Origin of the sequence: Planococcus halocryophilus, assembly GCF_022489025.1 — a bacterium.
Lineage (GTDB): Bacteria > Bacillota > Bacilli > Bacillales_A > Planococcaceae > Planococcus > Planococcus halocryophilus_A.
The window spans coordinates 14,788-37,833 of record NZ_JAKVTG010000022.1; the positions used below are offsets into that span (position 1 = coordinate 14,788).

Below are 23,046 nucleotides of genomic sequence, written 5' to 3' on the forward strand. Positions count from 1 at the left end.
CTCTACGCTTGTTTAACTAATAAGCTTGTTAAAGCATCAATAAAAAATTGGTTTTCTTCTTCTGTCCCAACGGAAACGCGCACGTAATCAGGCAATCCCCAAATTTTCCCGTGGCGCACAATGACACCTTTAGCCATTAATTGTTTGTATAAGTTTTCACCGTCTTCACCAATTTGTACCAACACAAAATTGGCCATACTTTCAATATACGTTAATCCCAGCTCGTTAAAAGCTTTGTATAATTGCAGGCGTCCTGCTTTATTGGTCTCTTGAGAAGTTTCTACGTGATCAGCATCTCCAATAGCTGCGGTTGCTGCCATTTGTGCTAATGTATTGACATTAAATGGCTCTTTTACTTTCAAAATCGATTGAACAATTGACTCAGGAGCGATACCAAAACCAACGCGTACACCCGCAATGCCGTAAATTTTCGAGAAAGTTTCCAATGTCACAACTGGATATCCTGCGTTCACGTATTCCACACCATTTGTGTAATCCGCTGCGTCTGCAAAATGATCGTAAGCCGCATCAATAACTACTAAAACGTCATCAAGCGCATCTACCAATTTATCCAAATCCGATTTCGGGATATACGTACCCGTCGGATTGTTCGGCGTACAGATGTAGATAATCTTCGTTTTTTCCGTAACCGCAGAAATTAATGCGTCTACATCATACTCAAAGTCTTCTTTAAATTTAACGGGTACAACTGTAGCACCCATAATATGTGCACCGAAATCGTATTCACTAAAAGATGGAGATGGAACAATTACTTCGTCCCCTGCTTCAAGAAAGGCTTCAGAGATTAACGTGATCAATTCGTCGGCACCATTTGTTGTAATTACTTGTTTTGGCGTTACTTGGTATTTTTCGGCAATAGCTTTCTTTAATGCGCTAGCATCTGCATCGGGGTAACGGTTTAACCCTGCTAATCCGTTTTGGATGGCGGCCACTGCTTTAGGAGAAGGCCCTAACGGATTTTCGTTAGATGCTAGTTTGACGACACGGTCCAATCCTAATTCTTTTTGCACTTCCCAAATTGGTTTTCCGGGTGAGTATGGCTGGATTTTCTCTAATGTTTTACGTGCTGTAATTTTGCTTGAGCTTGTCATAGGGATTCCTCCAAAAGTATATGTGATGTATTATTATCTATGTATTTTTATAATGATACCATTGTCATCAAGCATTTCAAATCCAATTGGTTTTTAAGCTGTCCCATGTATCAAAGGGCATGACCACTTCGTACCTTATTATACAGAATTGCAACATTATTTGCACAAGCATATCCAACTATTTGTGTCGGATAAAATAATGTGGTTAACTGTTAAACAGACAGATTGAAAGAGGAGTTTTAACATGATTAAGAAAATGACATTCGCCTTCGCTCCGTTTTTATTACTACTAACGTTGAGCGCATGCGCTGATAAAGAAGAAGATGCATCAACAGAAAAAACAGAGCCCGAAACAACTGAACAATCAGGTGAGACAGCTCCTGCAGAATATACGCTTGAACTGCCAGAAAAAGAAGAGGTTGTTGTCATAGTAAATGGCGAAGAAATTTTAGGGAAAGTCTATAATAGCGTGGCACGTCAACTTGAAACTACATTAGCTGTTCAAGGTCAATCGGTTTCCGATGAGGAAAGTGCAGACCTTGTGAAAGAACAAGCTTTATCTGTATTAATTGGCAATAAAGTAATTTTGCAAGATGCAGAAGAAAAAGGCTATAAAGCTGACGATGAAACGGTTAATGAACGTTTGGAAGAGTTGAAAGGCCAATTTGAAACAGCAGAAGCAATGAACGCAGCATTAAAAGAAACCGGCTTTACAATAGAAGAAATGGAATTGCAACTACGCGAACAATTGGTGTATGAACAATACGTTGCAGAAGAAATCGAAGTCCCTAAAGTGACCGACGAAGAAATACAAACAGCTTATGACGGCTTTGTTGAATCTTCTGAAGCAGAAGCTCCGCCTCTAGAAGAAATGGAACCAACAATCCGTCAGTCTCTAGAAGGACAAAAAACACAAGACGCGGTATTTACTCAGATTGAAAAGCTAAAGAAATCAGCTGACATCGAAGTCAAATTATAAACGAAAACATCCCGCTCAAGTTGAGCAGGATGTTTTTTGTTAAGCTAGCTTTTCTGAACAGTAAGCAAGAATTTCTTCTTCTTCCTCTTCTTCAAGTCCAAATTCAAGTGCACCTCTTGTTTGCTTATCGATAAAATTATAATGTGCGATACGAGCTCCAGCTTCTTCTGCAGCGATAATAACGCGCAGTTCCAAGCCGCCTTCCGTATATAATTCATCTTCTTCGTCCACTTCAACGTTCAACAAGAATTCATAGCGATCGCCCACCATGATACCTGTTGGGTCATTAATTTTGTGAAACACATAATCTGTAATTTGCATTGTAACACCTCCGTTCTTCTATTCTAGCTTGTCTACACCTTTTTGGACAGTTACACGGCAAAATAAACGTTTATTCTACTCCTGACAGGGAATATAAAGAAAGTGAAGACAATTAAAGGAGTGGAATCGAATGAACGTATTAGTAATAGGAGCAAACGGTCAAGTCGGCCGCAACATTGTCAAAGAATTAGCAGAAACAAACCACAAAGCAACCGCCATGGTTCGTAAAGAAGAACAAATAGATAAACTAAAAGAACTCGGTGCTACTAATGTAGTATTAGGGGATTTAGAAAAAGATTTTAGCGATGCTTTTGAAGGAGTAGATGCTGTTATTTTTGCAGCAGGATCTGGACCCAAAACTGGCGCTGATAAAACATTAACCATTGATTTATGGGGTTCTGTGAAAGCTGCGCAATATGCACAAGAAAAAGGTATAAAAAGATTTGTACAATTAGGCTCGGTTGGATCAGACAATCCGGATGCCGGCGGTGAAGCGATGAAGCCATATCTTGTCGCTAAACGCACAGCAGATGATTTATTGAAAACAACCAATTTAGATTATACAATTGTCCGCCCAGGGGCACTTTCGGATGAAGAAAAGTCTGGCAAAATTGAAGTGTCTCTCGATGGCTTTAGTTCTTTAGAAGGCAGATCTATTCCAAGAGCAGATGTGGCACATGTACTAGTCGATGTACTAGATCGGAACAACACTTACCATAAAGTGTTTGAAGTGCTACAAGGCGATCAGCCAGCCAGCGACCAATTAAATTCCTTATAAGAAAGATTGGAATCTACAGTAAAAAAGAGCGAATGGATTTTCGCTCTTTTTTGTGTTAAAATAGGCAATACGATAATTAGAGGACGTGATAAGCATGATTAATATTCAACCACCAAAAGCTGATGTGACGATTACACAGCGCAAACAAGAAATTACAGGTGACGAAGCTGTCATCAAACCATTATTCGGCTTTATCGATTTGTACGATATTCCACGCGATAAAGGCGGCATTATTCAATTCTTCAACCATAGTGGCGAGCTATTGTTTGTCGGGAAAGCTCGCAAACTACGTCAACGTGTGAAAAAGCATTTTGAAGATTCAGTATCACCATTGAAAAATCACCGTGAAGAAGTTTACCGTATTACGGTTTCTTTCGTTGAAGATCCAATGGAACGCGAAATTTACGAAACGTATTTAATCAACGCTCATAAAGCTAAATACAACGTAGACAAAGTGTTTTATAAAGACCAAGAATAGTCAAAAAGGAAGCCCGCGGGCTTCCTTTTTTTATTGCTTTTTAATCTCAGTTGCATCAACAAGCCACTTTTCAAAATAATGATGGCTGTGTCCTTCGGGATGATTGTTCACTCGACCAAATTCCGTGAAACCTTGCTTCTTATAAAATTCAGGTGCTTGAAAACTGAAGGTATCAACAATCATCACTCTGTACTTTTTACAGCGTGCATAAACTTCGGCTTTAGCCATTAGCTTTTCCGCCACGCGCTGCCCTCTGACCGAAGGATCTACCCACAGAAAATCAATGTGTATGCTCTTCCAAAAACTTGTAGTCGTCAAGCCACCTACAATCTCTTCCTCTTTATTGCGCACAATAAAGCTCATTTGTTCAACTGGAGACTTTACTTCTGCAGGTAAATTAGCCATATTGTGTTCAATTACTTTTTTTCGTATAAACTCATGGTCTTCTGGCTCGTTTTGTTGAATAATTCCCATTAAGGTATTCCCCCTTTTTTAAAACTCATTTTATTTTCTCATTTTCTGCTGCTTTTGTGCATCTTCTATTAACAATCATGTTTTAACTCTCCTACCAAAAGGAATAGTGAAGTACCAACTATGTTTTTTGGAGGAAATCATATGACTTCTACAATAAAAGAAAGTCTATCTGCTCACAGCCAAAGTGAATACGATCCGCTCCGACGGGTGTTGTTAAGTCCCCCTCGCTTTATGGAAATAAAGGACGTTATTAACGATGTCCAAAAAAGATATAAAGATGAAAATATTGATGTAGATAAAGCACTGGATCAACACAATAAATTTATTCAGGCATTGATCGAACACGGTGTTCATACAGATTTGATCGAGCCCTCAGAGAATTATCCTGAACAAGTTTTCACTCGTGACATCGGATTTACCATTGGCGATACTGTATTCATTAGTGAAATGGCTTCTGAAATTCGCCAAGGCGAAGAACAAGAGCTTCAAAAGTGGATGGAGACACATCATGTTAATTTCAAGCGATTGACAGGTCACCGAATTGAAGGTGGCGACGTCATTATTGACCGTGATACGGTCTTTGTTGGCGTCAGCAGTCGAACTTCTAAAAAAGCCATACAAAAACTACAAGCTGAATTACAAGACTTCGAAATTGTTCCGATTTCTTTTAATGAGAAATACTTACACCTGGATTGTGTATTCAATATTTTATCTCCAACCGAAGCGCTAATTTTTCCTGAAGCACTCGATGCAACTACGATTCGCATGCTCGCTGAACGTTACACGTTAATACGTGTTAACGAAAAAGAACAGTTTGCATTGGGTACAAATGTACTATCAATCGGTGATCGAAAAGTGTTCAGTCAACCGCAAAACGTGCATGTGAACAAGCATTTGACTGCTCGCGGTTTTCACGTCATCGAAGTCGATTATTCTGAAATTATTAAATCCGGCGGCGCTTTCCGTTGCTGCACAATGCCATTAATTCGTTCTTAAAAAATAATACCCCTTAAGCCTAAATGGCTTAAGGGGTATTTATGTTCTATCGCTGATTCGTCGCTTCTTGACGACTTTGCACAATAAATTCTTTCATCAATTCGACTCCGTCTGGTGTACCAATGGATTCCGGGTGAAATTGGATTCCGTATACCGGGTATTCCTTATGTTTCACGGCCATAATGGTATCGTCATCGAGTGCTTTTGATTGGATTTCTAAACAACTAGCCAATGTTTCCGGCTCTAACACAAGTGAATGATAGCGCATGACTGGTAGTGGCAACGGCATATTTTTAAACAATCCTTGTTGACTATGCGATACATCCGATACTTTGCCGTGGCGGATAAACGGTGCTTCAACAACATTCCCACCAAATGCAGCTCCAATTAATTGTTGCCCCAGACAAATCCCCAAAATTGGAACAGACGCGTACAATTCTTGAATTAGCTCAATCGATTCAGGCAATTCTCGCGGGTGGCCCGGCCCTGGCGAGAGAATAATTGCTTGAGGATTTTTTTCTTTAATTTCATCGAGTGTTAAAACACCATAACGCACTACTTCCACTTCGACGTCCATTGCAGCGACAGCTTGATAAATATTATACGTAAACGAGTCATAATGATCGATTAATAAAATCATCCGAACACCTCCGTAAGTGAACGCGCTTTGTGAAGCGTTTCCTCATATTCTGCTTGCGGGTCTGAGTCAAACACAATGCCTGCTCCTGCTTGAACATGAACCATTTCATCTTTAACGACAAAGGTTCGAATGGCGAGTGCCACATCAAGATTTCCATTAAATCCTAAATAACCGATAGCTCCACCGTAAACGCCTCTGCGCTCTTCTTCAAACTCCTGTATCAATTGCATGGCGCGAACTTTAGGTGCCCCTGAAACCGTTCCAGCAGGTAAACACGATACCAATGCATCGAGTGGGTGCATTTTCGGGTCGAGTTCTCCTGTTACTTCTGACACCAGGTGCATAACATGTTGGTATTTCTCAATGACCATATACTTTGGTACATCTACCGTTCCAATTTGTGCCACACGCCCGACATCGTTACGGCTGAGATCTACGAGCATTTTATGCTCAGCTTGTTCTTTTTCATCGCCAGCCAGTTCTTCTGCTAAACGATTGTCTTCACTATCCGTTTTTCCGCGTTTACGCGTGCCGGCAATCGGATTAGTAATCATATGACTATCGCGTATCGTCAAGAGGCTTTCTGGTGAAGCTCCGACCACTGCATATCCATCAAAATCGATGAAAAATTGATAAGGCGACGGATTTTGCTTACGCAATTTACGATATAGTGTAAAAGCATCTCCTTTATAACTTGCAGATAAACGCTGAGACAAGACTAATTGAAAAACATCGCCTTTGCGGATGTGATCTTTTGCTTGCTCTACTTGTTTGCGGAAAAAAGCATCAGTTGTTTTGGAATGGAATTGCAGTGATTGCTGGTCTGTTGTCACTGGCTTTTCTGGAACAGCCAATTGTTGCTCAATTTCATCTAGCTTATCTTCAAACGACAAAATGGTCACGTCATTTTTCACATGATCAAATACCACAATTGTCTCGTAAATCTGCAGATGAATATCCGGCATTTGAAGACTGTCTTCTTTTGGTGCTTTAATCGGTTCGTAAACTTGAATCGCATCGTATCCAATATATCCAAGAGCTCCACCTGTAAAAGGAAGTCCCTCTACTTCCGCATCATAACGCGGCATTAATTTCTTGATGAGTTCTAACGGTTTTCCTTCATGTATGCTTTCGGTACCTGTCCGAAAATCAATTTCTCGCAATTGTTTACCATGACCGATATATCCGACCGTCGGATTTGCTCCTATAAAAGAATAACGACCTGTCACACTCATCTTTAATGAACTTTCAAGCAGACATTTGCGCTCTCCTGTTAATCGATTAAACACTGCAATGGGTGTTAACGAATCCCCATCAATTTTTCTCGTCTTCATTTCTTTACTCATCTCAACTCATCTCCATTTCTGAAAAACGCAGTTAGTCGTGCATTTTTCCTACCTGTTAAAAACAAAAAAGTCCCCTGCAAGAAACAGAATTGTTCCTTGCAGAGGACGGATTGACCGTGGTACCACCTCATGTTAAAGCTGTTACAGCTTTCACTCTATCCCCGATAACGTAGGGAAACGAATTCTTCTACTACTTGTTCAAAGAATCACTCATAAGCCCATTCACTCAGATACCCCACCAGTTTCCACCTGCCACTGGCTCTCTTTGAGAGGTTGATCTGTGCTACTTTTCTTATTCATCGATTTAGCTCTACTATACTCTTCTCAACTAGAATTCGGCGATGTCGCTCCCGACACCTTCTACCGCAATCCGTACAAAAAGGTTGTGCTCATCTTATTAAATCCAAGCAGTTTTGTCAACTGTAAGCTAGTTAATAATAGACAATTCCGTCTACAAACGCAAAAAAGGACGCCCCCATAGAGTCGTCCCGTTTCATCACCATAACATTGGCTTATCTACCATAAACCACATCATCAGTACTAATAAAAAGATATAAATCCATAAAGAGCGATTTAACTTTTTAACCAATGTTAAATGATTAAATTTCTCATCATTAAACTTACGGAGAGTTGGTGTAAATGCACGTGCTAAGAAAAACACAGAAGCTACCATAACTCCTATAGTGCCTAGTATCCACGAAGTTCCCCATCCCCATGGGCCTTGCCAAATCAACAAAACACCCGTTGTCACTAATACATGCCCGGCATGTTTAACCAGGCGAGTTGCCGATTTAAACGTAATAATATGTGACAGAAGAACATCGCCGGAGGCAGTCTCCATTCGCTTAACTAAAGGAAGGAGCACAAAGAACGGTCCAACCGATAAAACCGCACTTAAGATATGAGCAAACAAAATGAGTGTGTACATCTCGTGATTACTCTTCCGTTAAATGAAATTCGTGAACCCAGACAGTCATCTGTGGCAACCAAGGCATACCCGCATGAGTAGACAATATCGCTTGTTTGTATTCCTCAACAGTCGCATACCCTTCTCCTGTTACGATTTCATCCGTTAACTCCCCAAGTGTTTGTTGGTATACACGGTCTACTAAGAATTTTTTATCTTCAAGTACCATAATTTCTCCAACGTCTGCATAGCGACCATTTCGACGTGTTGCTATTTTCTTGCCGAGCAACACTTTTTCTACATCTTGTTTATTCGTTACAAGTCTTTCAATGCTACATGTTTTTGGCGGCAATTGCTGCGCATTTTTTTCAGTCATTTTTGTTCCACCTCTCGTTAGTTCCTAATTCAGTATAGCCTTTTCTACAGGCTAATTCACCCCATAAAAAAATCGCCCTGTTTAGACAGAGCGATTCTTTTATTTATTTTGCAAATACATGTTTGCCGATTTTGGTAATCGTAGTACGTGAGAAAATCCAAGTATCTGTAACGCCTCTTGGATTATAATAATAAGTTGCTCCTAAAGAAGGATCTGATCCTTTAACAGCAGCCTTTACAGCTTGATATGCCGAAGCATTTGGCTGGTAATTGTATTGGCCATCATTTACAGCCGTAAATGCATTGCGCTGAAAAATGACATTGTATGTATTGTTTGGGAATTTAGACGAATCGATACGGTTCAAAATTACAGCTGCTATTGCTACTTGTCCTGTATAACTTTCTCCTCGTGCTTCTCCGTTTACAACATGTGCCATCATATCAACTTCAGCAAGTCTTGCACGTGTTAAAGGACCTGTGAAGCCCGTAGCTGATACATTAAAGTCACGCTGGAATTCAATCACTGCACTTTTAGTTACAGGCCCATAATAACCCGTAGCTGATGTATTGAAGTAACCCAATTTTTTCAATTTAGTTTGAAGTTCTTTTACATCTTCTCCAGACACCCCTACATGCAAATTTGGAGCATGTGCTTCAGCAGTGGTTTGAGAAAACCCTAGAAACAACATTGTAAATAAAGCAAATACCAATACTTTTAATTTTTTCATACTCTCTCCCCTTCTTTTCCAGTAATAAACAAACATTCTCATTAACAGTATATAATTGGAATTATATGAATTCAATCCATCATAACTACTTTAATCTTGTAGAAAAATAGCAAATATCAATACTTTATTGATATTTTGCAAAAAATACGGTTTTTATCTTTCTGAATAACAGGTCTTTTCACTCATAAAAATGAGAGTTGAATCTTTTCCAAAAACTAATATCGAGAAACTAGAGCTAGATTTCGACCTTGAGGTATTTATTTGGTAAAGTGAAAGAAACTGACTGGAGGCGTTTAGATGAAGAACATAGTTATTGTTTCAGATACCCATATTCCATTCCGCGCCAAAAAACTGCCGAAACAATTAGTTGAAGCATGCGAAAAAGCAGATTTTATTATCCATGCGGGAGATTGGCAAACACTGGACGTTTATCACGAACTGGTTGCATACGCTGAAATTGATGGAGTCACCGGTAATGTTGATCCATGGGATATTTTAGAAAAATTTGGACGCAAAAAGATTTTCACATTTGGCCAATTAAAAATCGGCGTCGTTCACGGAGATAGTGACCGAAAGCCTACTGAACAACAAGCATTTGATACATTTGTTAACGACGATGTTGACATTATTGTCTTTGGACATTCTCATATCCCTGTAATGCGAGAAGTCGATGGCGTAACATTATTCAACCCAGGCTCGCCTACTGATAAACGACGCCAATCACAATTTTCGTTTGGCTTGTTGGAAATCGGCGATTCTTGGGAACTCAAACATGTCTTTTTTGATAAAGAAAGCTAGTAGAATAAACATAAACAACCTTTCAACAAAATATAAAACCAGACTTTCTCAACGAAAGTCTGGTTTTTCTTTGCATTCTTTTATGAGTACAAATCCAAGTTTTTTTAAGGCTGCTTCGAGGTTTGCTTCAATCAATATATCTTTTAAAGCAGCCGCAAAATGTGGAACCTTTAATGCCATAAAAGGTTGAATACCTGTAATGACTGGCGTCACGCCTATTATTTTTAAAATTCCCACAAGCTTTAGCAAGTATTCCCCAACGACAGTGTTGATTTGCACTACTCCAGAAACATCGATAATTAAATAGTCCATATGCTCATTACTACATTTTTCAAGTACGTGTTTAATAATAACTTCTGCTCGAGGAGCTGTAATTTCACCAATCACGGGCACGATTGCTACACCTTTGGTTATCGGTACAATCGGCGCAGTCAATGTTTGGATTTGTTGATTGGCTTTTTCAAGTTCCAACACATAGGTCAATAATGTCGACATCATTTCAAAAGTGTAAAGATCTTCCTCGGAAAGTTTGTGGAATTGATCATCCAACCCGCAAATCGTTCCGTAAACTGTATTATCGCTGTAGTAAACCGGAACACCAACAAATGTACCTTGTCCGTAATTTTTAGTGATTTCCATAGTGCGGGTTAATTCGTTTTTTGAAACATCGTCTATAATTAATGGCGCTGCACCATGATTGATACTCAAACTGCAATACGACTGAATAAGAGGCATCGAACTACCTTCTTCTACAAGTGTCTTGTTAGTATTATGTACTTTAAGGATATTATTTATCTGTCCATCATTTTTAGCAATAAACAAAGAATTGATGCCGATTTGTTTGCTTAACAACTGCAAAATATATGCCGCCGCTTCATCAAAATCACCAAAATTCTTAACCGATTTAGTATTGTGCATTGAAATTCCTCCACATTTATCTGACCTTACTTTCATATATTTATTATACAGTGAATTTTTTTATTCTATACAAACTTCGGGAAAGGGTTCATCCGCGTTTTAAAAAGGGTATATGCCTAACAATAGCATGCGGAGGTGGAGAAATGACAATTGATATTCTTGTATTAGAGCAATCTGATACTTTAATTTATTTTAGATGGACAACTACAGAAGCTGTGTGCCGAGTAAAGCGCGGAACACAAGTCGTGTATACAGGTACTCAAAATTACTTTAAAGATGACGGGTTACCCGTTGGGCAGCTATATACCTACACAATCGAACGCTTAGATGCAGCAGGAAACTGGATAGACAAAATCAAATTCCAGACTGGGACCGAAAACAGGAAAGTCGATAAGGGTAACCGTCTTGCAGAAATCGTATTAACTACTATCGTTTCTAAAGGTCGCATTTCTTTAGCGTGGGGTAAAATTGATGGCATTTCCACATTCGATATTTATCGCAATGGTCAGTTTATCGAATCTGTTGAAAAAAATCAGTATACCGATGATAAGGTTTTAAGTGACCAACAATACACGTATCGGATTCGTGGCAAACGTCCCGTCTCACGAGCAGGCAAAAGAGTTAACGAAAAAAAGTTTTCGTTACACAAAATGTTTGGTGCATTGCAGCAAAACTCTTCTCAAGAAAACGCTGCAATGGAAGATTTTTGGCTGACCCAAATAATTGCTCCTTTACATTCGCTTTTATCGGATCAACCTAATACAACAGTTCAACCTGTGTGGCATTTCCGCTATAACACCTTTTTACCAGAGACTTTGTTAAAAAATCCAAATCTCCTTTCCCCTTTCCATTATTTTAAAGGAGATAATCGATCGTTTAGCCCTGATTCACTCGAGTACCGAACACATGTCAATTTTACTGTGTCATTTAATGAAAGCGAGCCGCCATTATCTTGGGATAAGAACGTTGGACCAACAATTGGGTACAATTGGCGGAAGAAATTCAGCAAAGCAGATGTCGCTTCAGCTGAAAAAATTGACTTAACAAAGACAGATGAGTCACATCAGAAAATATCCATTGCTTTAACACATTGTGTAGGAAATCCACTCACTACTTCACCGAATATCGATTATAATCTTTCGGCTGATTTTTACCGCGATGGCACCTACACAATTCTAGGCGCACACGATCAATCACCAAACCACGAAGTTTATTTAAAGTATAGTGAAGATCGCCAATGGACGGAAATTCATCAATCAGAAAGTGAAGGACTAAGTTATATGGCAGGACCAACCGCTAATAAGTATTGGCGGCTATCTAACTTCTGTTGATTTTCACAGAAGTTTAAAAAAGCCCGAGCTGGAGAACTTCCAGATTCGGGCTTTTGCATTTACTTATCTAAAAATCGTTTACGAATGTGAGGCGGTGGCAGCATGCAGCTATCTAGTTTACCAAACACTTTATAACGATTTTTGGCGATCACATCATATGCCCCATCTCGTAGTGCACGAGGAAAAGGCTTCAAGTAATGCGCTAATTTCCAAAGTCCCGTTAAATGATTTGATATCATTAAAGCACCTTCAGATTTCACATAAGCTTGACCGTCTTTTATCAACACTAAACTGTCAACATCATCCGGCACGCTGTGCTTTTTAGAGAGTTCTTGCCCAATTTCACTTTGCAGTGAAGCAAATTGATAATAACCCGCCGGATCATGATTTATGATAAATTGAACGCTCGAATCGCAAAAATTACAATCTCCATCAAATAATACAATGGCATGTTCCATATCGTTTCCTCCTTCGCCAATAATCGTTCTTTTATGTGAATAGCCTGTTAAGGGCTTATTCAAACACCTCTCCACTTGAAATCGTCCCTTGATGGAAAAATAACTTCCATCCATTATGCCTTTTTTTCCAAACTGAACTTCGATTCGTCAGTCTCTCTGTTTTGTGATTATGTACTTGGTAAGTCGTTAAAACAGCGGCTGGCCCTAATTCATGCATAGTGAAAAACTTAATTTCCATCGGATCTGGATTTAAAGGATGATCCCCATTGTAATTTGACCGTTTGATAAGGCCTCCCGAGCTACCAAATTCAAAAAATTCATCGTCTAACACTTCACCAAGCTTTTGGGCAGAGACCCGCACATCTGGCTCTAAATGACTGCATTCTAAGGCGTATATCTCTTTTTCTAACGTACCCACACGCATCCTCCTCTACTCGTATTTCCCGGGAAATACGGATGATACTCAAATCCCCTCCAAACCTGAAGGCAGAAGGGGATTTGATATTAGTTTTCATCTTTAAAGAATTTCTGTGGATCTTCATTTGGCTGATCTTGTGGCGTATCTGATGAGCCGAAATCTTCTACATCTTCAAAGCTATCTTCGTAATCTCGAATAGCACCGTCTTCTTTTTCAACGGGTTGTTTTGTAGAAGCTTGCAGAACATCTTCTTCCGATGGGCGGCTTTCCAAATCAGGCTCTTGATCCGCATGGTCAATGCACGTAAGCGCTGTTGGCAATGCCTCTAACCGCTCGAACGGAATATCCTTACCGCACACAGCACATGTTCCATAAGTACCGTCTTCAATTGCGGCCAGCGCTGCTTTTGTTTTATCCAGTTCGCCTTCTTTAAACTGCGCCATCGCTAAGTCACGTTCTTGGTCGTATAACTCGGTAGCATTATCACCTGGATGATTATCATAATGGGAAAGCTCAGTTGACTCAAACTCTTCTGTTTGCTCAACCCGTTCTTCTAATGATGCTGCTTGTTCTTCTAATTGTTTTTTTAATTGATTTAATTGGCTATCTGTCATTTGATTTCCTCCTCAAAAAACTCACTTATTGTTGTATATTGCCTTTATCGGAGAAATCAAACCTGAAATTCTATTGAACAGCTTTATAAGGAGGCTTAATAATCATCAAATCGATCCAGTAAACTCAATAAATAATCATCTAATCGGTGACGTACTAACTCATTAGATAAACCCTTCATCCCGAAGGCTTTCCAGCCCGGGTACACAGTAGGCGACCCATCTAAAATATCCGTCAGCGAGACGAGATCCCAATAAGGATCGTAAGTAAAATCACTACCCGCATGACGCTCGTAAGCTGCTAAAAAATCATTGGCGACAGAAATTCCGTACATTTGAGCCAAGTTTACGCGACAATGCCCAACATCAATTCCTGCTGGGCCTCGACAAGCATTTACCCAATCGACGATGGCACTCACTTGTCGATTTTCCCAAAGCACATTTGCCGGATGAAAGTCGCGGTGGATCAAACATTCTCGAGATGCTGGGCGACTACCAGAAACGATGTAAAAAGCACGCATCCAATCATTTTGAACTTTAGACCATGTAGGCTTTTCTAGTAGGAATACGTCATTATAGGAAAAATATTCATAAGGAAAGTCCTCTGCATTGTTTTGATGCAGCTTGGCTAACGTTGAAGCTAGTTCATCTAACCATTTTTCATCATTCGAAGGTTGAAGAACGACAGATCCAGGCATTTTAGACATCAATACTGCAGGAATGCCACTTTCTTCTCCGGTTACGTCATAAGCAATTAACTGTGGAACAGCAAGACCCATTTGTTCTGCGTATTGAAGGCTAGCTGCTTCATGTTTTGCCAAATCGGGCTCTTTCTCCAGCCAATCTACTTGATGAAAAAGCCGTAGTACATAAGAACGCTCTGAACTATTTTTAGTAACAACTAGTTCAAACAAAGTTGAGGAAGTTGCACCTGTTAACGGCTGAACGTTCGTAATTTCTACAGGTTCATCAAATTGTGCTTTTACCCACTCTACTGATTGTTCCTGCAATCCATGCCCATCATTTCCTGCCATTCCTGTCGCTCCTTTCCGCCTATCTTTTAGCTTTAGTTTACCATGAAAAAGTTCAGGTTCCATCAATTCAAAAAGAACATAAATTCACCTGTTTTTCTTTGTATAAAAGTCTTCTTTATGACAAATTTACACCTTCAATGAGGAATGGTTCGTGCCTGGTTTTTCAATTTGAATCGTGGCATGTTCAATGTCACAAATATCATGCACCAATTTTAATGCTTGTTGCAAAACTTGTTGTTCGTCTACTTTCTCCGCCACATCAATATGACATGTAAATTGATCTAACCCAGACGTGATGGTCCAAACGTGCAGATCATGAACACCCACGACTCCATCAATTTCAAGGAGGCGGGCTGTTATTTCTTGTAAATCGAGATCTCTCGGTGTTCCCTCCATCAAAATGTGTAAACTATTTTGTAGAATGCTCCATGCACTTCGCAAAATCAACAGGGCAACTGCAACAGAAATAATCGGATCGGCTATTGTCCAGTCAAATAGCAGGATTAATAACCCGGCGACTATCGCTCCGACTGAACCGAGCGCATCACCAATAATGTGCATATAAGCACTTTTCATGTTCAAGTTGCCATGAACATCTGCACCACGATTCAGTACCCAAGCACTCAATAAGTTGGCGACAAGACCAATTGCTGCGATGACGAGCATCCAGCCTCCTTGAACTTCCGATGGCTCGTATAAACGCTTGATGGCTTCATAAATAATAAAGCCTGCCATGATAAATAACGTAATCCCGTTAATAAAAGCTGTTAGTATCTCAAAACGATAATAGCCATACGTTTTTTTTGTAGAAACTGCTTTTCCAGCAAACCAAATCGCCGACAAACTGAGCACTAGCGATACCGTATCGGACAGCATATGACCACTATCTGCGATCAAAGCAAGGCTGTTCGTGAAAAGTCCACCAAAAAACTCTAACAACATGATTCCTGCTGTTATGGTGAGTGCAATAGTCAGTGCTTTTCGATTGTTATTTCGCGTTGTTTCAAAATGATCGTGATCATGACTCATGCTATCCGCTCCTCTATCTTCATGCTGTTATTTTAACAAATTTGTCCGATTGACAACGAATAGTAAGTCTTATAAGATAAGTTAGTAAAAAGTAAATACCCCGGCAACGGGAGAGGTTCATAGCATTTCACCCTCTATAAAAAACTATGGATTGTCGAAACTCCGCCAAATCCACATGCGATTTGGCTTTTTCTTTTGTCCGTTTTTTATAGTCCTCTTCTCAGCCGGTCATCTAAAAGGAGGCCGTTTATTATGGCAGGAAGAAACGAAGATACACTCGATCATTTATCATTGCTCGGCAATCAAAACACGAAGTATAAATTTGAATACGCTCCAGAGATACTAGAGCCAATTGACAATCTGCACACTCGCGATTATTTCGTGAAGTTTAATTGCCCTGAATTCACTTCACTTTGCCCACAAACAGGACAGCCTGATTTCGCAACAATCTACTTAAGCTTTATCCCTGATAAAACATTAGTAGAAAGCAAATCACTCAAGCTTTACTTGTTCAGCTTCCGTAACCACGGTGATTTCCATGAAGATGTTGTCAATATCATCATGAATGATTTGATCAAATTGATGGATCCTCGTTATATCGAAGTATGGGGGAAATTCACACCACGCGGTGGTCTTTCAATTGACCCTTACACGAACTATGGCAAACCTGGAACAAAATACGAAGAAATGGCATCGTACCGGATGATGAACCACGACTTAAATCCTGAAACGATTACTAATCGATAAAGGAGTCTGCAAATGTTACTTTACTTAAACGGCGCATTTGTCGGTCTCTTAATCCTTTCAAATATTTTAGCAGTCAAATTATTTAGCATTGGAGAATGGGCGGTGCTACCGGCCGCTGTAATCGTTTATGTCTTCACATTTCCGATTACCGATACCATCGCAGAAGTGTATGGCAAAAAAGCCGCACGGCAAACCGTTACGGCTGGATTTATCACACAACTTTGCGCGTTGGCTTTTATTTTCTTTGCGATTCATTTGCCTTCTGCACCCTTTTTCGCAAATCAAGAATCCTTTGAAACCATCTTTTCTGCAGGCTTTCGAGTAACTTTAGCTAGTCTCGTTTCTTATTTCATTAGCCAAAACCTTGATGTGTCTATTTTTCATAAGCTGAAAAATAAACACGGCAATTCTCGGTTATGGTTGCGTAATAACGCTTCGACAATGGCAAGCCAATTGGTGGATACGAGCCTCTTTATCACTATCGCTTTTTACGGCATGATGCCAACAAGTGTATTATTAGGCATGATTTTAACGCAATACATCTTTAAATGGATGGTCGCAGTAGCCGATACCCCTGTTGTTTATTTACTCGTAAAGTTATGCAGACGCCAACAAGCAGACCCACAAATTTATGGATACCAAAAACCGGAAGCTCTCCTGTAGAGCTTCCGGTTTTTTTAGTTATTCATACGGTTACTCGTGCTTTACGTGCGTATACTTGATCGCTCACTTTAACATTAGATAAGATCATATCTACCGCTATCGGTAAATGATCGGAAACCGCAGTTTCGATGACTGCCGCTTGTACGACGTCTAAATAATGATCTGCAAATATATAATCAATACGTGTAGCCGGTCGGAAAATCTCACCTGTTTCTTTGTTTGCGTAAGGAGCAGGGTACGTATAAGCATCGCCTCTCTTCATTTTCAGAAAAGCATCCCGAAAATGCCTCGTAAGCTTTTGTACATGTACATTTGAAGCAGGAGCATTAAAGTCACCTGCAATGATTCGCGGGAAATGACTTTTTTCTGTAATGGCTAAAATTTCATCGACACTCACTTCTAACTCTTCGTCTTTGAGTGCCAAATGCGTATTAAAGACACTTACATAATTGCCATCCACTTCGATGACGGTTTCCAATATGCCTCGTTGTTCATTATTGCCAAAAGGACAATACACTTGTGTTAATAAATGATTTTCGCTGTATTTGATTGGGTATTTGCTTAAAATCACGTTGCCGTATTGCTGATTCGGGCGTTCAGAATCTAGAGGCGCAACATCCATGTTGGCTCCGTAAGCTGCATACATCCCCAGTCTTTCACTCAACCAGCCTACTTGGTCAACAAACGAACTGCGGGCTGAAAAATGACGATCGACTTCTTGCAAAGCAATGATGGTCGCACACGAATCTTCAATCACTTGCGCTGTTTTCTCTAAATCGACGATCCCGTCCATCCCTAATCCGTGAGCAATATTAAACGACATGACTTTTACAATTGGCGACTTCTTATTCTTCCCGTTCATGCAAACCTCTCCTTTTCGACTAAAACGAATCGTTGGCAGCTGCTTAATTGGTTTTAGTATAACAAGCGTTTATGAAGATGCTGTGACACGCGTGTAAACAATTGTTAAAGGTTTGTAAACAGGGGAAATGGAAGCCGCGCTGAGTCGGTGTGTGCGGCATTTCGAGCCTTACGCGCGGTGGCGGAAATTTATGCGCGTTCCGTAAAACTTATGCGCGCTTGACGAAAAATACGCACGACACGCCGAACTTATGCGCGGTAAAAAAGATTTACGCGCGTTCCAGAAAGTTTACGCGCGCACAGCGGAAACCGCCGCACAAAAAAAGGCAGCCCGAAGCATCGGACTGCCTGCCTATCAATAAACTACAACGTATACGTTACAATCGCATCTCGCAAAAATTGCGATGCGCCCGGTTGAACTTTGTCATAATACGCAGCAAATCGCTCGTCTGCTACATACATTTCCGCAAGCCCCCGGTGTGCTTCTTTACTATATGTCGGCCATGTATAACTCAACCACTGACGGTGCAAATCAACTATTTGCTGTGCCGCCTCACTCGTTGGGTCGACTGTTTTCATCGCTTCAACCAAATCACTTAAAATTTGTTGCTCGAGCTTCATAAACTCCTGATAGTCTTCTTCACTGAGCTTCAACAGTTTCGCGTTGGACTGACCAACTACCTCGCCGCCGTACTTGTTACGGGTTTCATTGCCATACCGCTTTTCGTTGTCGTCCACTAGCTTTTGCTTAAAACCTTGGAATTTCTCTATATCTGCCATCATGCTCGCTCCTTCTTTTGCGGAAATAGTTTTTTCCACATTGCTAATCAAGAGGTCTAGTTGCACGCGCTTAGCGAGAAGTTTTTCTCGGTGTTCTGCTAAAGCTTGCGAACCATTGAATTCGGGATCATTGACGATGTTTTTGATCTGTTCGAGTCCAAGTCCGAGTTCACGGTAAAACAAAATTTGCTGCAGCTTATCGACTTCCGACTGACCGTAAATTCGGTAGCCAGACGAAGTTTTACGTGCTGGCTTTAACAAATCAAGCTCATCGTAATAACGCAAAGTTCTCGTACTAATTCCAGACAAATTCGCAAGTTTCTGTACGGTGTATTCCATTTCGTCACCTCCTGATAAACTCAGCTTATACCTTAACGTTACGTCAAGGTCAAGTTAATTGCTGCGCAGCAAAGTCTCGGTAAAGGGAATGCGTTGCAATCAGTTCTTGATGCGTCCCGACTCCGGTCACGCGTCCTTTTTCTATAAAGACAATTTTGTCAGCATCGACAATCGTCGATAAACGATGCGCGATAACCAAAGTGGTGCGCCCTTCCATTAAGCGACTTAATGCTTGCTGAACGATGCCTTCTGACTGACTATCCAAACTCGCAGTAGCTTCGTCCATCATCAAGATTTTTGGATCTCGTAAAAAGGCGCGCGCAATGGCAATTCGCTGACGTTGTCCACCCGACAATTTGACGCCACGTTCTCCAACTTCTGTTTCTAGCCCGTCTGGAAATTCACGAATAAACTCTTCGGCATATGCCATGCGTGTAACACGCCATAACTCTTCTGTTTGAATCGCCTCAGCGTTTGGCAACCCATACGTTAAGTTTTCCTGAATTGTCCCGTCCATCATGGCACTTTCTTGTGACACATAGCCAATTTGATCTCGCCATGAAGAGATGGATATGTCCCGGATCGGAATGTCCCCGATTAAAATCTCCCCTGAAGATGGTTCGTAAAACCGTTCAAGTAAACCAAAAACGGTCGTTTTTCCGCCTCCGCTTGGCCCTGCAAAAGCAATCATTTCACCAGGTTGCGCTTTAAATGACACGTCTTGTAAAACAGGCTCTCCCTGATCATACGAAAAACTCAAATTTTCTATACTCAAGGCTTTGCTAGCAATATCGATTTCCGCTTGTTTCGCCGGTTCTTCAAGTGGCAATTCTAAAATACCAATAATGCGTTCTGTCGCTCCTTTGGCTTTTTGAAGCTCAGTAAAAAAGCGAGCAAACGTCGCCATGGGGACGATGATTTGGAATAAATACAACAAAAAAGCAACGAGTGATCCCGTCGACATTTCGCCATTCGCCACACGAATTCCGCCATAGCCGATAATCGACACGATAACCACCATAACGACCAAATACATGAGTGGTGCGATCAACGCATAAATTTTTGCTTCTTTCATGCCTAGTTTAAATAATTTATCAATGCCTTCTACGCCTCTAGTTTCTTCCGTATCTTCTGCTGTCGAAGATTTCATTAACCGAATTTCACCTAAAGTTTGTTGAACATGTCCTGTAAAATGAGCCGTCTCGTCTTGCAAATTCCGAGAAATCTTTGACATTTTGCGCCCTAATGGGAACATGACGGCAATCGTTAATGGCACCGATATCATCATGACGAGTGTCATCTTCCAATCCAAAACAACTAAAATGATGACTGCACCAATAATCGAGATGATCCCAGTAATAAACGACGGAAAATGATCGGTGATTAAATTCCGTACAATTCCGGTGTCATTTACAACGCGACTTACCGTTTCTCCGCTCGAATGTTGATCAAAGTATCCTACACGTAGTCGGATTAACTTTGCCCACATCCGTTCTCTCAATCCTGCGACGACTCGCTGACCTACCATGCTGAGCAAGTAAATCGAAACCCCATTAATCACAGCTTGCACAATAAAAGCGACAGCAATTCCTGCCATTAACGGCACACTCAATGACTCTAACGAAAAACCATCAACTAGGTTTTTTGTCAGCAATGGAACGACTAAGCCAACTAGTGTTGTGATCAAACTGGCGATCAACCCAATAGCAAGTGCCAGCTTCGGAATCTTCAACGTTAATAATAAGGACAAAAACGGCTTCAAACCAACTTCTTTATTTTTCATGTTAAAAACTCCTGTTCTGCTATTTCTATACATTTTTCACTAAAGATTCGTCCATTATAATAACTTCATTATAGATGAGCTCTTTATGTTTCCATAAAATAAAACACTTGCGGAAAATTCCACAAGTGTTTGGATCATGCAGCAGAAGTGTTTAATTGTTGCCATTGTTCGAGACGTTTATCTAAAATGAAGTTCCCGAATGGCAAGAACGCAGAAATCACAGCTCCTACAGAAAAACGAAACGGCCATTTAAAGACAAATGTCATATAAATCGTAAGTAAAATATACAGACTAAACAAAGCTCCGTGAATCGGTCCAATCATAGTAACCGCTTCTGGAAAGTCAAAAAAGTATTTTAACGGCATTGCGATAAAAAGTAAGATTAACAACGAACTTCCTTCAAGAAGTCCCATAAAACGAAACGTACGTAACGCATTTTTAAACATCAACGATCCCTCTCAATCTGCTATCAATTATAGAAGTCATAAAGGATACTGTACAGAGATTGGTTAGGCAACTCGGTTATTTTTATACGTACACACGACATTTCGTCACAAACTATTCGTTTTTACTTCGCCATTTCTATTTGGGATTAGCCCAATTTCACAAAAAGCACTTTCAAATAATCGCCTTCTTTAAATTCTTTTTGCACACGGAAATCACTTGGCAATGTAAACTCTTCAACAATGCTGTATTTCCCGCCAATTTCTTTAAAAGCTTTATCAATAAACCCTTTGAATTTTTTCATGCCGAAAGAAGCACTGTTTGTTGAAGCGACAATGACGCCATTTTTTTCAGTAATGGCAATCGCTTCTTTCATTAAGTTTGTGTAATCCTTTGATGTGCTGAACGTGTACTTTTTCGAACGTGCAAAGCTTGGAGGATCCAAAACAACTAAATCGAATTTCAATTCTTTTCGTTTAGCATACTTAAAATAATTAAAGACATCCATAACCAAAATGTCTTGGCTCTCGAAATCGATGCCATTGACGCTAAATTGCTCAATTGTCTTGCTCGAACTTCTTTTCGCCAAATCAACACTCGTCGTTTTCGTCGCGCCACCCAGTGCGGCAGCTACTGAAAAAGCACCTGTGTAAGAAAACGTATTGAGGACAGTTTTTCCTTTAGCGTACTTTTGTTTAATGGTATTTCGCACATCGCGCTGATCTAAAAAGATGCCCGTCATTGCCCCGTCATTTAAGTAAACAGCAAAGTTTACTCCATTTTCTTTAACCACTAATGGAAATTCGCCGCGTTCACCGGCAACAAAATCATCTTCTTCGATATATTGACCTTTTGTATCAAAACGTTTTTTCTGGTAAATGCCTTTGCATTCAGTAACGTTTTGAAGCGCAGCAATCACTTGGTCTTTAAACGTATAAACGCCTTCGCTATACCAACTCAGCAAATAAAAACCATCGTAATAATCAACGATTAATCCACCAAACCCATCACCTTCCCCATTAAAAACACGGAAAGCTGTTGTTTCTGGATTGCTAAAAAAGGCTTGACGACGAGAAACCGCAGTTGCTAGCTTTTGTTCAAAAAAGAGCTGATCAATCGTTTCACTTTCATTATTCGTTAATACCCAACCATACCCTTTGTTTTGTCGGCCATAATAGCCTTTTGCTAAAAAACGACCTTGCTTATCAACTAACTTTAGAATGCTACCTTCCGTAGTTAACATGTCTGGGTTTTCCAAAGCTTCTTTCGTAATTAACGGATAGCCTTTCGCGTAATCTGCTTTAACTTTATCATTTATTTTAATAGAAATTTCCGATTTCATCGTCTCTCATCCTATCTGTAAAACATCGTTTTGTTTTATAATTAGTGTATACGATAGCTGACCTTATGCCCACCCTCGTCATGTGAATTTCCTAACACGATTCTTAGGAGGAATTTGTCATGAAGAAGAAATTCTATATTTACAATATTCGATTGACCACTGGGGAATACTTGGAGAATATTCGCATTGAAGGTCCTCTAGAAAATCATTTTTCCGGGATAGCGGTAAGCTTATTCCCTGTAGAGGATGCACAAGGAAAGACCATTGTTTTAAGTATTTTTCACATCGTTAAAGCTGACTTGCTCAAAATTGAAGATTCATAAATAAGTTCTACTAAAAAAGCGTTTTGCATAGAT

General features: G+C 40.1%; 28 protein-coding genes, 1 riboswitch and 1 other annotated feature. Of the genes, 9 read left to right on the forward strand and 19 right to left on the reverse strand.

Annotated elements, in window-relative coordinates:
• Nucleotides 1-2 precede the first annotated feature (2 nt).
• Nucleotides 3-1,112 (reverse strand): histidinol-phosphate transaminase, encoded by a 1,110-nt coding sequence (gene hisC, locus MLE13_RS16795; protein WP_240750929.1) that lies wholly within the window; start codon nucleotides 1,110-1,112, stop codon nucleotides 3-5.
• A gap of 244 nt (nucleotides 1,113-1,356) precedes the next feature.
• Between hisC and MLE13_RS16800 the strand changes: the two genes are divergently transcribed.
• On the forward strand, nucleotides 1,357-2,091 hold the full coding sequence (locus tag MLE13_RS16800) for a SurA N-terminal domain-containing protein (RefSeq protein ID WP_240750931.1): 735 nt from the start codon (nucleotides 1,357-1,359) through the stop codon (nucleotides 2,089-2,091).
• Nucleotides 2,092-2,130: 39 nt separating this feature from the next.
• On the opposite strand, the gene MLE13_RS16805 is transcribed toward MLE13_RS16800, so the two are convergent.
• A complete protein-coding gene (locus tag MLE13_RS16805) occupies nucleotides 2,131-2,412 on the reverse strand; it encodes a DUF6509 family protein (RefSeq protein ID WP_240750932.1) in 282 nt (93 codons plus the stop codon).
• A gap of 130 nt (nucleotides 2,413-2,542) precedes the next feature.
• Here MLE13_RS16805 and MLE13_RS16810 point away from each other — a divergent pair, with 130 nt between their 5' ends.
• Complete coding sequence (locus tag MLE13_RS16810) at nucleotides 2,543-3,190, forward strand: SDR family oxidoreductase (protein ID WP_240750934.1); 648 nt, start codon at nucleotides 2,543-2,545, stop codon at nucleotides 3,188-3,190.
• A gap of 94 nt (nucleotides 3,191-3,284) precedes the next feature.
• Nucleotides 3,285-3,668, forward strand: a complete 384-nt coding sequence (locus MLE13_RS16815; protein WP_276323979.1) for a nucleotide excision repair endonuclease — start codon at nucleotides 3,285-3,287, stop codon at nucleotides 3,666-3,668.
• 30 nt (nucleotides 3,669-3,698) lie between these two features.
• On the opposite strand, the gene MLE13_RS16820 is transcribed toward MLE13_RS16815, so the two are convergent.
• The gene (locus MLE13_RS16820) at nucleotides 3,699-4,142 is read right to left on the reverse strand and encodes a GNAT family N-acetyltransferase (RefSeq protein WP_240750936.1); all 444 of its coding nucleotides are present in this window, start codon (nucleotides 4,140-4,142) and stop codon (nucleotides 3,699-3,701) included.
• Nucleotides 4,143-4,283: 141 nt separating this feature from the next.
• Here MLE13_RS16820 and MLE13_RS16825 point away from each other — a divergent pair, with 141 nt between their 5' ends.
• The gene (locus MLE13_RS16825; protein ID WP_240750938.1) at nucleotides 4,284-5,138 is read left to right on the forward strand and encodes a dimethylarginine dimethylaminohydrolase family protein; all 855 of its coding nucleotides are present in this window, start codon (nucleotides 4,284-4,286) and stop codon (nucleotides 5,136-5,138) included.
• A 46-nt stretch (nucleotides 5,139-5,184) separates the two neighbouring features.
• On the opposite strand, the gene MLE13_RS16830 is transcribed toward MLE13_RS16825, so the two are convergent.
• The 5 genes from MLE13_RS16830 to MLE13_RS16850 form a co-directional block, all read right to left on the reverse strand.
• Nucleotides 5,185-5,778: an anthranilate synthase component II gene (locus MLE13_RS16830; RefSeq protein WP_240750940.1), complete on the reverse strand. Its 594-nt coding sequence runs from the start codon at nucleotides 5,776-5,778 to the stop codon at nucleotides 5,185-5,187.
• A complete protein-coding gene (gene trpE / locus MLE13_RS16835) occupies nucleotides 5,775-7,124 on the reverse strand; it encodes an anthranilate synthase component I (protein ID WP_240750942.1) in 1,350 nt (449 codons plus the stop codon). Before trpE ends, MLE13_RS16830 begins: the two co-directional genes overlap by 4 nt.
• 98 nt (nucleotides 7,125-7,222) lie before the next feature.
• Nucleotides 7,223-7,433 (reverse strand) — a binding site (T-box leader).
• Nucleotides 7,434-7,620: 187 nt separating this feature from the next.
• Nucleotides 7,621-8,052, reverse strand: a complete 432-nt coding sequence (locus tag MLE13_RS16840) for a hypothetical protein (RefSeq protein WP_240750944.1) — start codon at nucleotides 8,050-8,052, stop codon at nucleotides 7,621-7,623.
• A 7-nt stretch (nucleotides 8,053-8,059) separates the two neighbouring features.
• On the reverse strand, nucleotides 8,060-8,407 hold the full coding sequence (locus MLE13_RS16845; protein WP_240750945.1) for an ASCH domain-containing protein: 348 nt from the start codon (nucleotides 8,405-8,407) through the stop codon (nucleotides 8,060-8,062).
• 103 nt (nucleotides 8,408-8,510) lie between these two features.
• The gene (locus MLE13_RS16850) at nucleotides 8,511-9,134 is read right to left on the reverse strand and encodes a cell wall hydrolase (RefSeq protein ID WP_240750947.1); all 624 of its coding nucleotides are present in this window, start codon (nucleotides 9,132-9,134) and stop codon (nucleotides 8,511-8,513) included.
• Between the two features lie 297 nt (nucleotides 9,135-9,431).
• On the opposite strand from MLE13_RS16850, the gene MLE13_RS16855 reads away from it, so the two are divergent.
• Entirely contained in the window at nucleotides 9,432-9,932 is a 501-nt protein-coding gene (locus tag MLE13_RS16855; RefSeq protein WP_240750949.1) for a metallophosphoesterase family protein, read from the forward strand.
• Nucleotides 9,933-9,980: 48 nt separating this feature from the next.
• On the opposite strand, the gene MLE13_RS16860 is transcribed toward MLE13_RS16855, so the two are convergent.
• Entirely contained in the window at nucleotides 9,981-10,850 is an 870-nt protein-coding gene (locus MLE13_RS16860) for an STAS domain-containing protein (RefSeq protein WP_240750951.1), read from the reverse strand.
• A 143-nt stretch (nucleotides 10,851-10,993) separates the two neighbouring features.
• On the opposite strand from MLE13_RS16860, the gene MLE13_RS16865 reads away from it, so the two are divergent.
• The gene (locus tag MLE13_RS16865; protein ID WP_240750953.1) at nucleotides 10,994-12,181 is read left to right on the forward strand and encodes a DUF3238 domain-containing protein; all 1,188 of its coding nucleotides are present in this window, start codon (nucleotides 10,994-10,996) and stop codon (nucleotides 12,179-12,181) included.
• Between the two features lie 59 nt (nucleotides 12,182-12,240).
• Here MLE13_RS16865 and MLE13_RS16870 read toward each other — a convergent pair whose 3' ends face one another.
• The 5 genes from MLE13_RS16870 to MLE13_RS16890 all read right to left on the reverse strand — a co-directional run bounded on the left by MLE13_RS16870 (nucleotide 12,241) and on the right by MLE13_RS16890 (nucleotide 15,731).
• Complete coding sequence (locus tag MLE13_RS16870; RefSeq protein ID WP_240750955.1) at nucleotides 12,241-12,639, reverse strand: thiol-disulfide oxidoreductase DCC family protein; 399 nt, start codon at nucleotides 12,637-12,639, stop codon at nucleotides 12,241-12,243.
• 55 nt (nucleotides 12,640-12,694) lie between these two features.
• Nucleotides 12,695-13,057, reverse strand: a complete 363-nt coding sequence (locus MLE13_RS16875; RefSeq protein ID WP_240750956.1) for a DUF4440 domain-containing protein — start codon at nucleotides 13,055-13,057, stop codon at nucleotides 12,695-12,697.
• An 86-nt stretch (nucleotides 13,058-13,143) separates the two neighbouring features.
• Complete coding sequence (locus tag MLE13_RS16880; protein WP_240750957.1) at nucleotides 13,144-13,671, reverse strand: TraR/DksA C4-type zinc finger protein; 528 nt, start codon at nucleotides 13,669-13,671, stop codon at nucleotides 13,144-13,146.
• A gap of 95 nt (nucleotides 13,672-13,766) precedes the next feature.
• A complete protein-coding gene (locus MLE13_RS16885; RefSeq protein ID WP_240750958.1) occupies nucleotides 13,767-14,702 on the reverse strand; it encodes a phosphotransferase family protein in 936 nt (311 codons plus the stop codon).
• Nucleotides 14,703-14,828: 126 nt separating this feature from the next.
• Entirely contained in the window at nucleotides 14,829-15,731 is a 903-nt protein-coding gene (locus MLE13_RS16890; RefSeq protein WP_240750959.1) for a cation diffusion facilitator family transporter, read from the reverse strand.
• Nucleotides 15,732-15,837: 106 nt separating this feature from the next.
• Nucleotides 15,838-15,885: riboswitch (PreQ1 riboswitch) on the forward strand.
• 98 nt (nucleotides 15,886-15,983) lie between these two features.
• Between MLE13_RS16890 and queF the strand changes: the two genes are divergently transcribed.
• A complete protein-coding gene (gene queF / locus MLE13_RS16895) occupies nucleotides 15,984-16,478 on the forward strand; it encodes a preQ(1) synthase (protein WP_008496278.1) in 495 nt (164 codons plus the stop codon).
• 12 nt (nucleotides 16,479-16,490) lie between these two features.
• Entirely contained in the window at nucleotides 16,491-17,141 is a 651-nt protein-coding gene (locus MLE13_RS16900; RefSeq protein ID WP_240750960.1) for a queuosine precursor transporter, read from the forward strand.
• Between the two features lie 22 nt (nucleotides 17,142-17,163).
• Here the strand turns inward: MLE13_RS16900 and MLE13_RS16905 are convergent, their stop codons facing one another.
• The 5 genes from MLE13_RS16905 to MLE13_RS16925 all read right to left on the reverse strand — a co-directional run bounded on the left by MLE13_RS16905 (nucleotide 17,164) and on the right by MLE13_RS16925 (nucleotide 22,690).
• The gene (locus MLE13_RS16905; protein ID WP_240750961.1) at nucleotides 17,164-18,003 is read right to left on the reverse strand and encodes an endonuclease/exonuclease/phosphatase family protein; all 840 of its coding nucleotides are present in this window, start codon (nucleotides 18,001-18,003) and stop codon (nucleotides 17,164-17,166) included.
• Nucleotides 18,004-18,365: 362 nt separating this feature from the next.
• Complete coding sequence (locus MLE13_RS16910; protein WP_240750962.1) at nucleotides 18,366-19,121, reverse strand: MerR family transcriptional regulator; 756 nt, start codon at nucleotides 19,119-19,121, stop codon at nucleotides 18,366-18,368.
• 49 nt (nucleotides 19,122-19,170) lie between these two features.
• Nucleotides 19,171-20,904 (reverse strand): ABC transporter ATP-binding protein, encoded by a 1,734-nt coding sequence (locus MLE13_RS16915; protein WP_240750963.1) that lies wholly within the window; start codon nucleotides 20,902-20,904, stop codon nucleotides 19,171-19,173.
• 134 nt (nucleotides 20,905-21,038) lie between these two features.
• Nucleotides 21,039-21,350: a DUF3817 domain-containing protein gene (locus tag MLE13_RS16920; RefSeq protein ID WP_240750964.1), complete on the reverse strand. Its 312-nt coding sequence runs from the start codon at nucleotides 21,348-21,350 to the stop codon at nucleotides 21,039-21,041.
• 146 nt (nucleotides 21,351-21,496) lie between these two features.
• The gene (locus MLE13_RS16925) at nucleotides 21,497-22,690 is read right to left on the reverse strand and encodes a class I SAM-dependent rRNA methyltransferase (RefSeq protein WP_240750965.1); all 1,194 of its coding nucleotides are present in this window, start codon (nucleotides 22,688-22,690) and stop codon (nucleotides 21,497-21,499) included.
• Nucleotides 22,691-22,809: 119 nt separating this feature from the next.
• On the opposite strand from MLE13_RS16925, the gene MLE13_RS16930 reads away from it, so the two are divergent.
• Nucleotides 22,810-23,013: a hypothetical protein gene (locus MLE13_RS16930; protein WP_240750966.1), complete on the forward strand. Its 204-nt coding sequence runs from the start codon at nucleotides 22,810-22,812 to the stop codon at nucleotides 23,011-23,013.
• The last annotated feature ends 33 nt before the right edge of the window (nucleotides 23,014-23,046 follow it).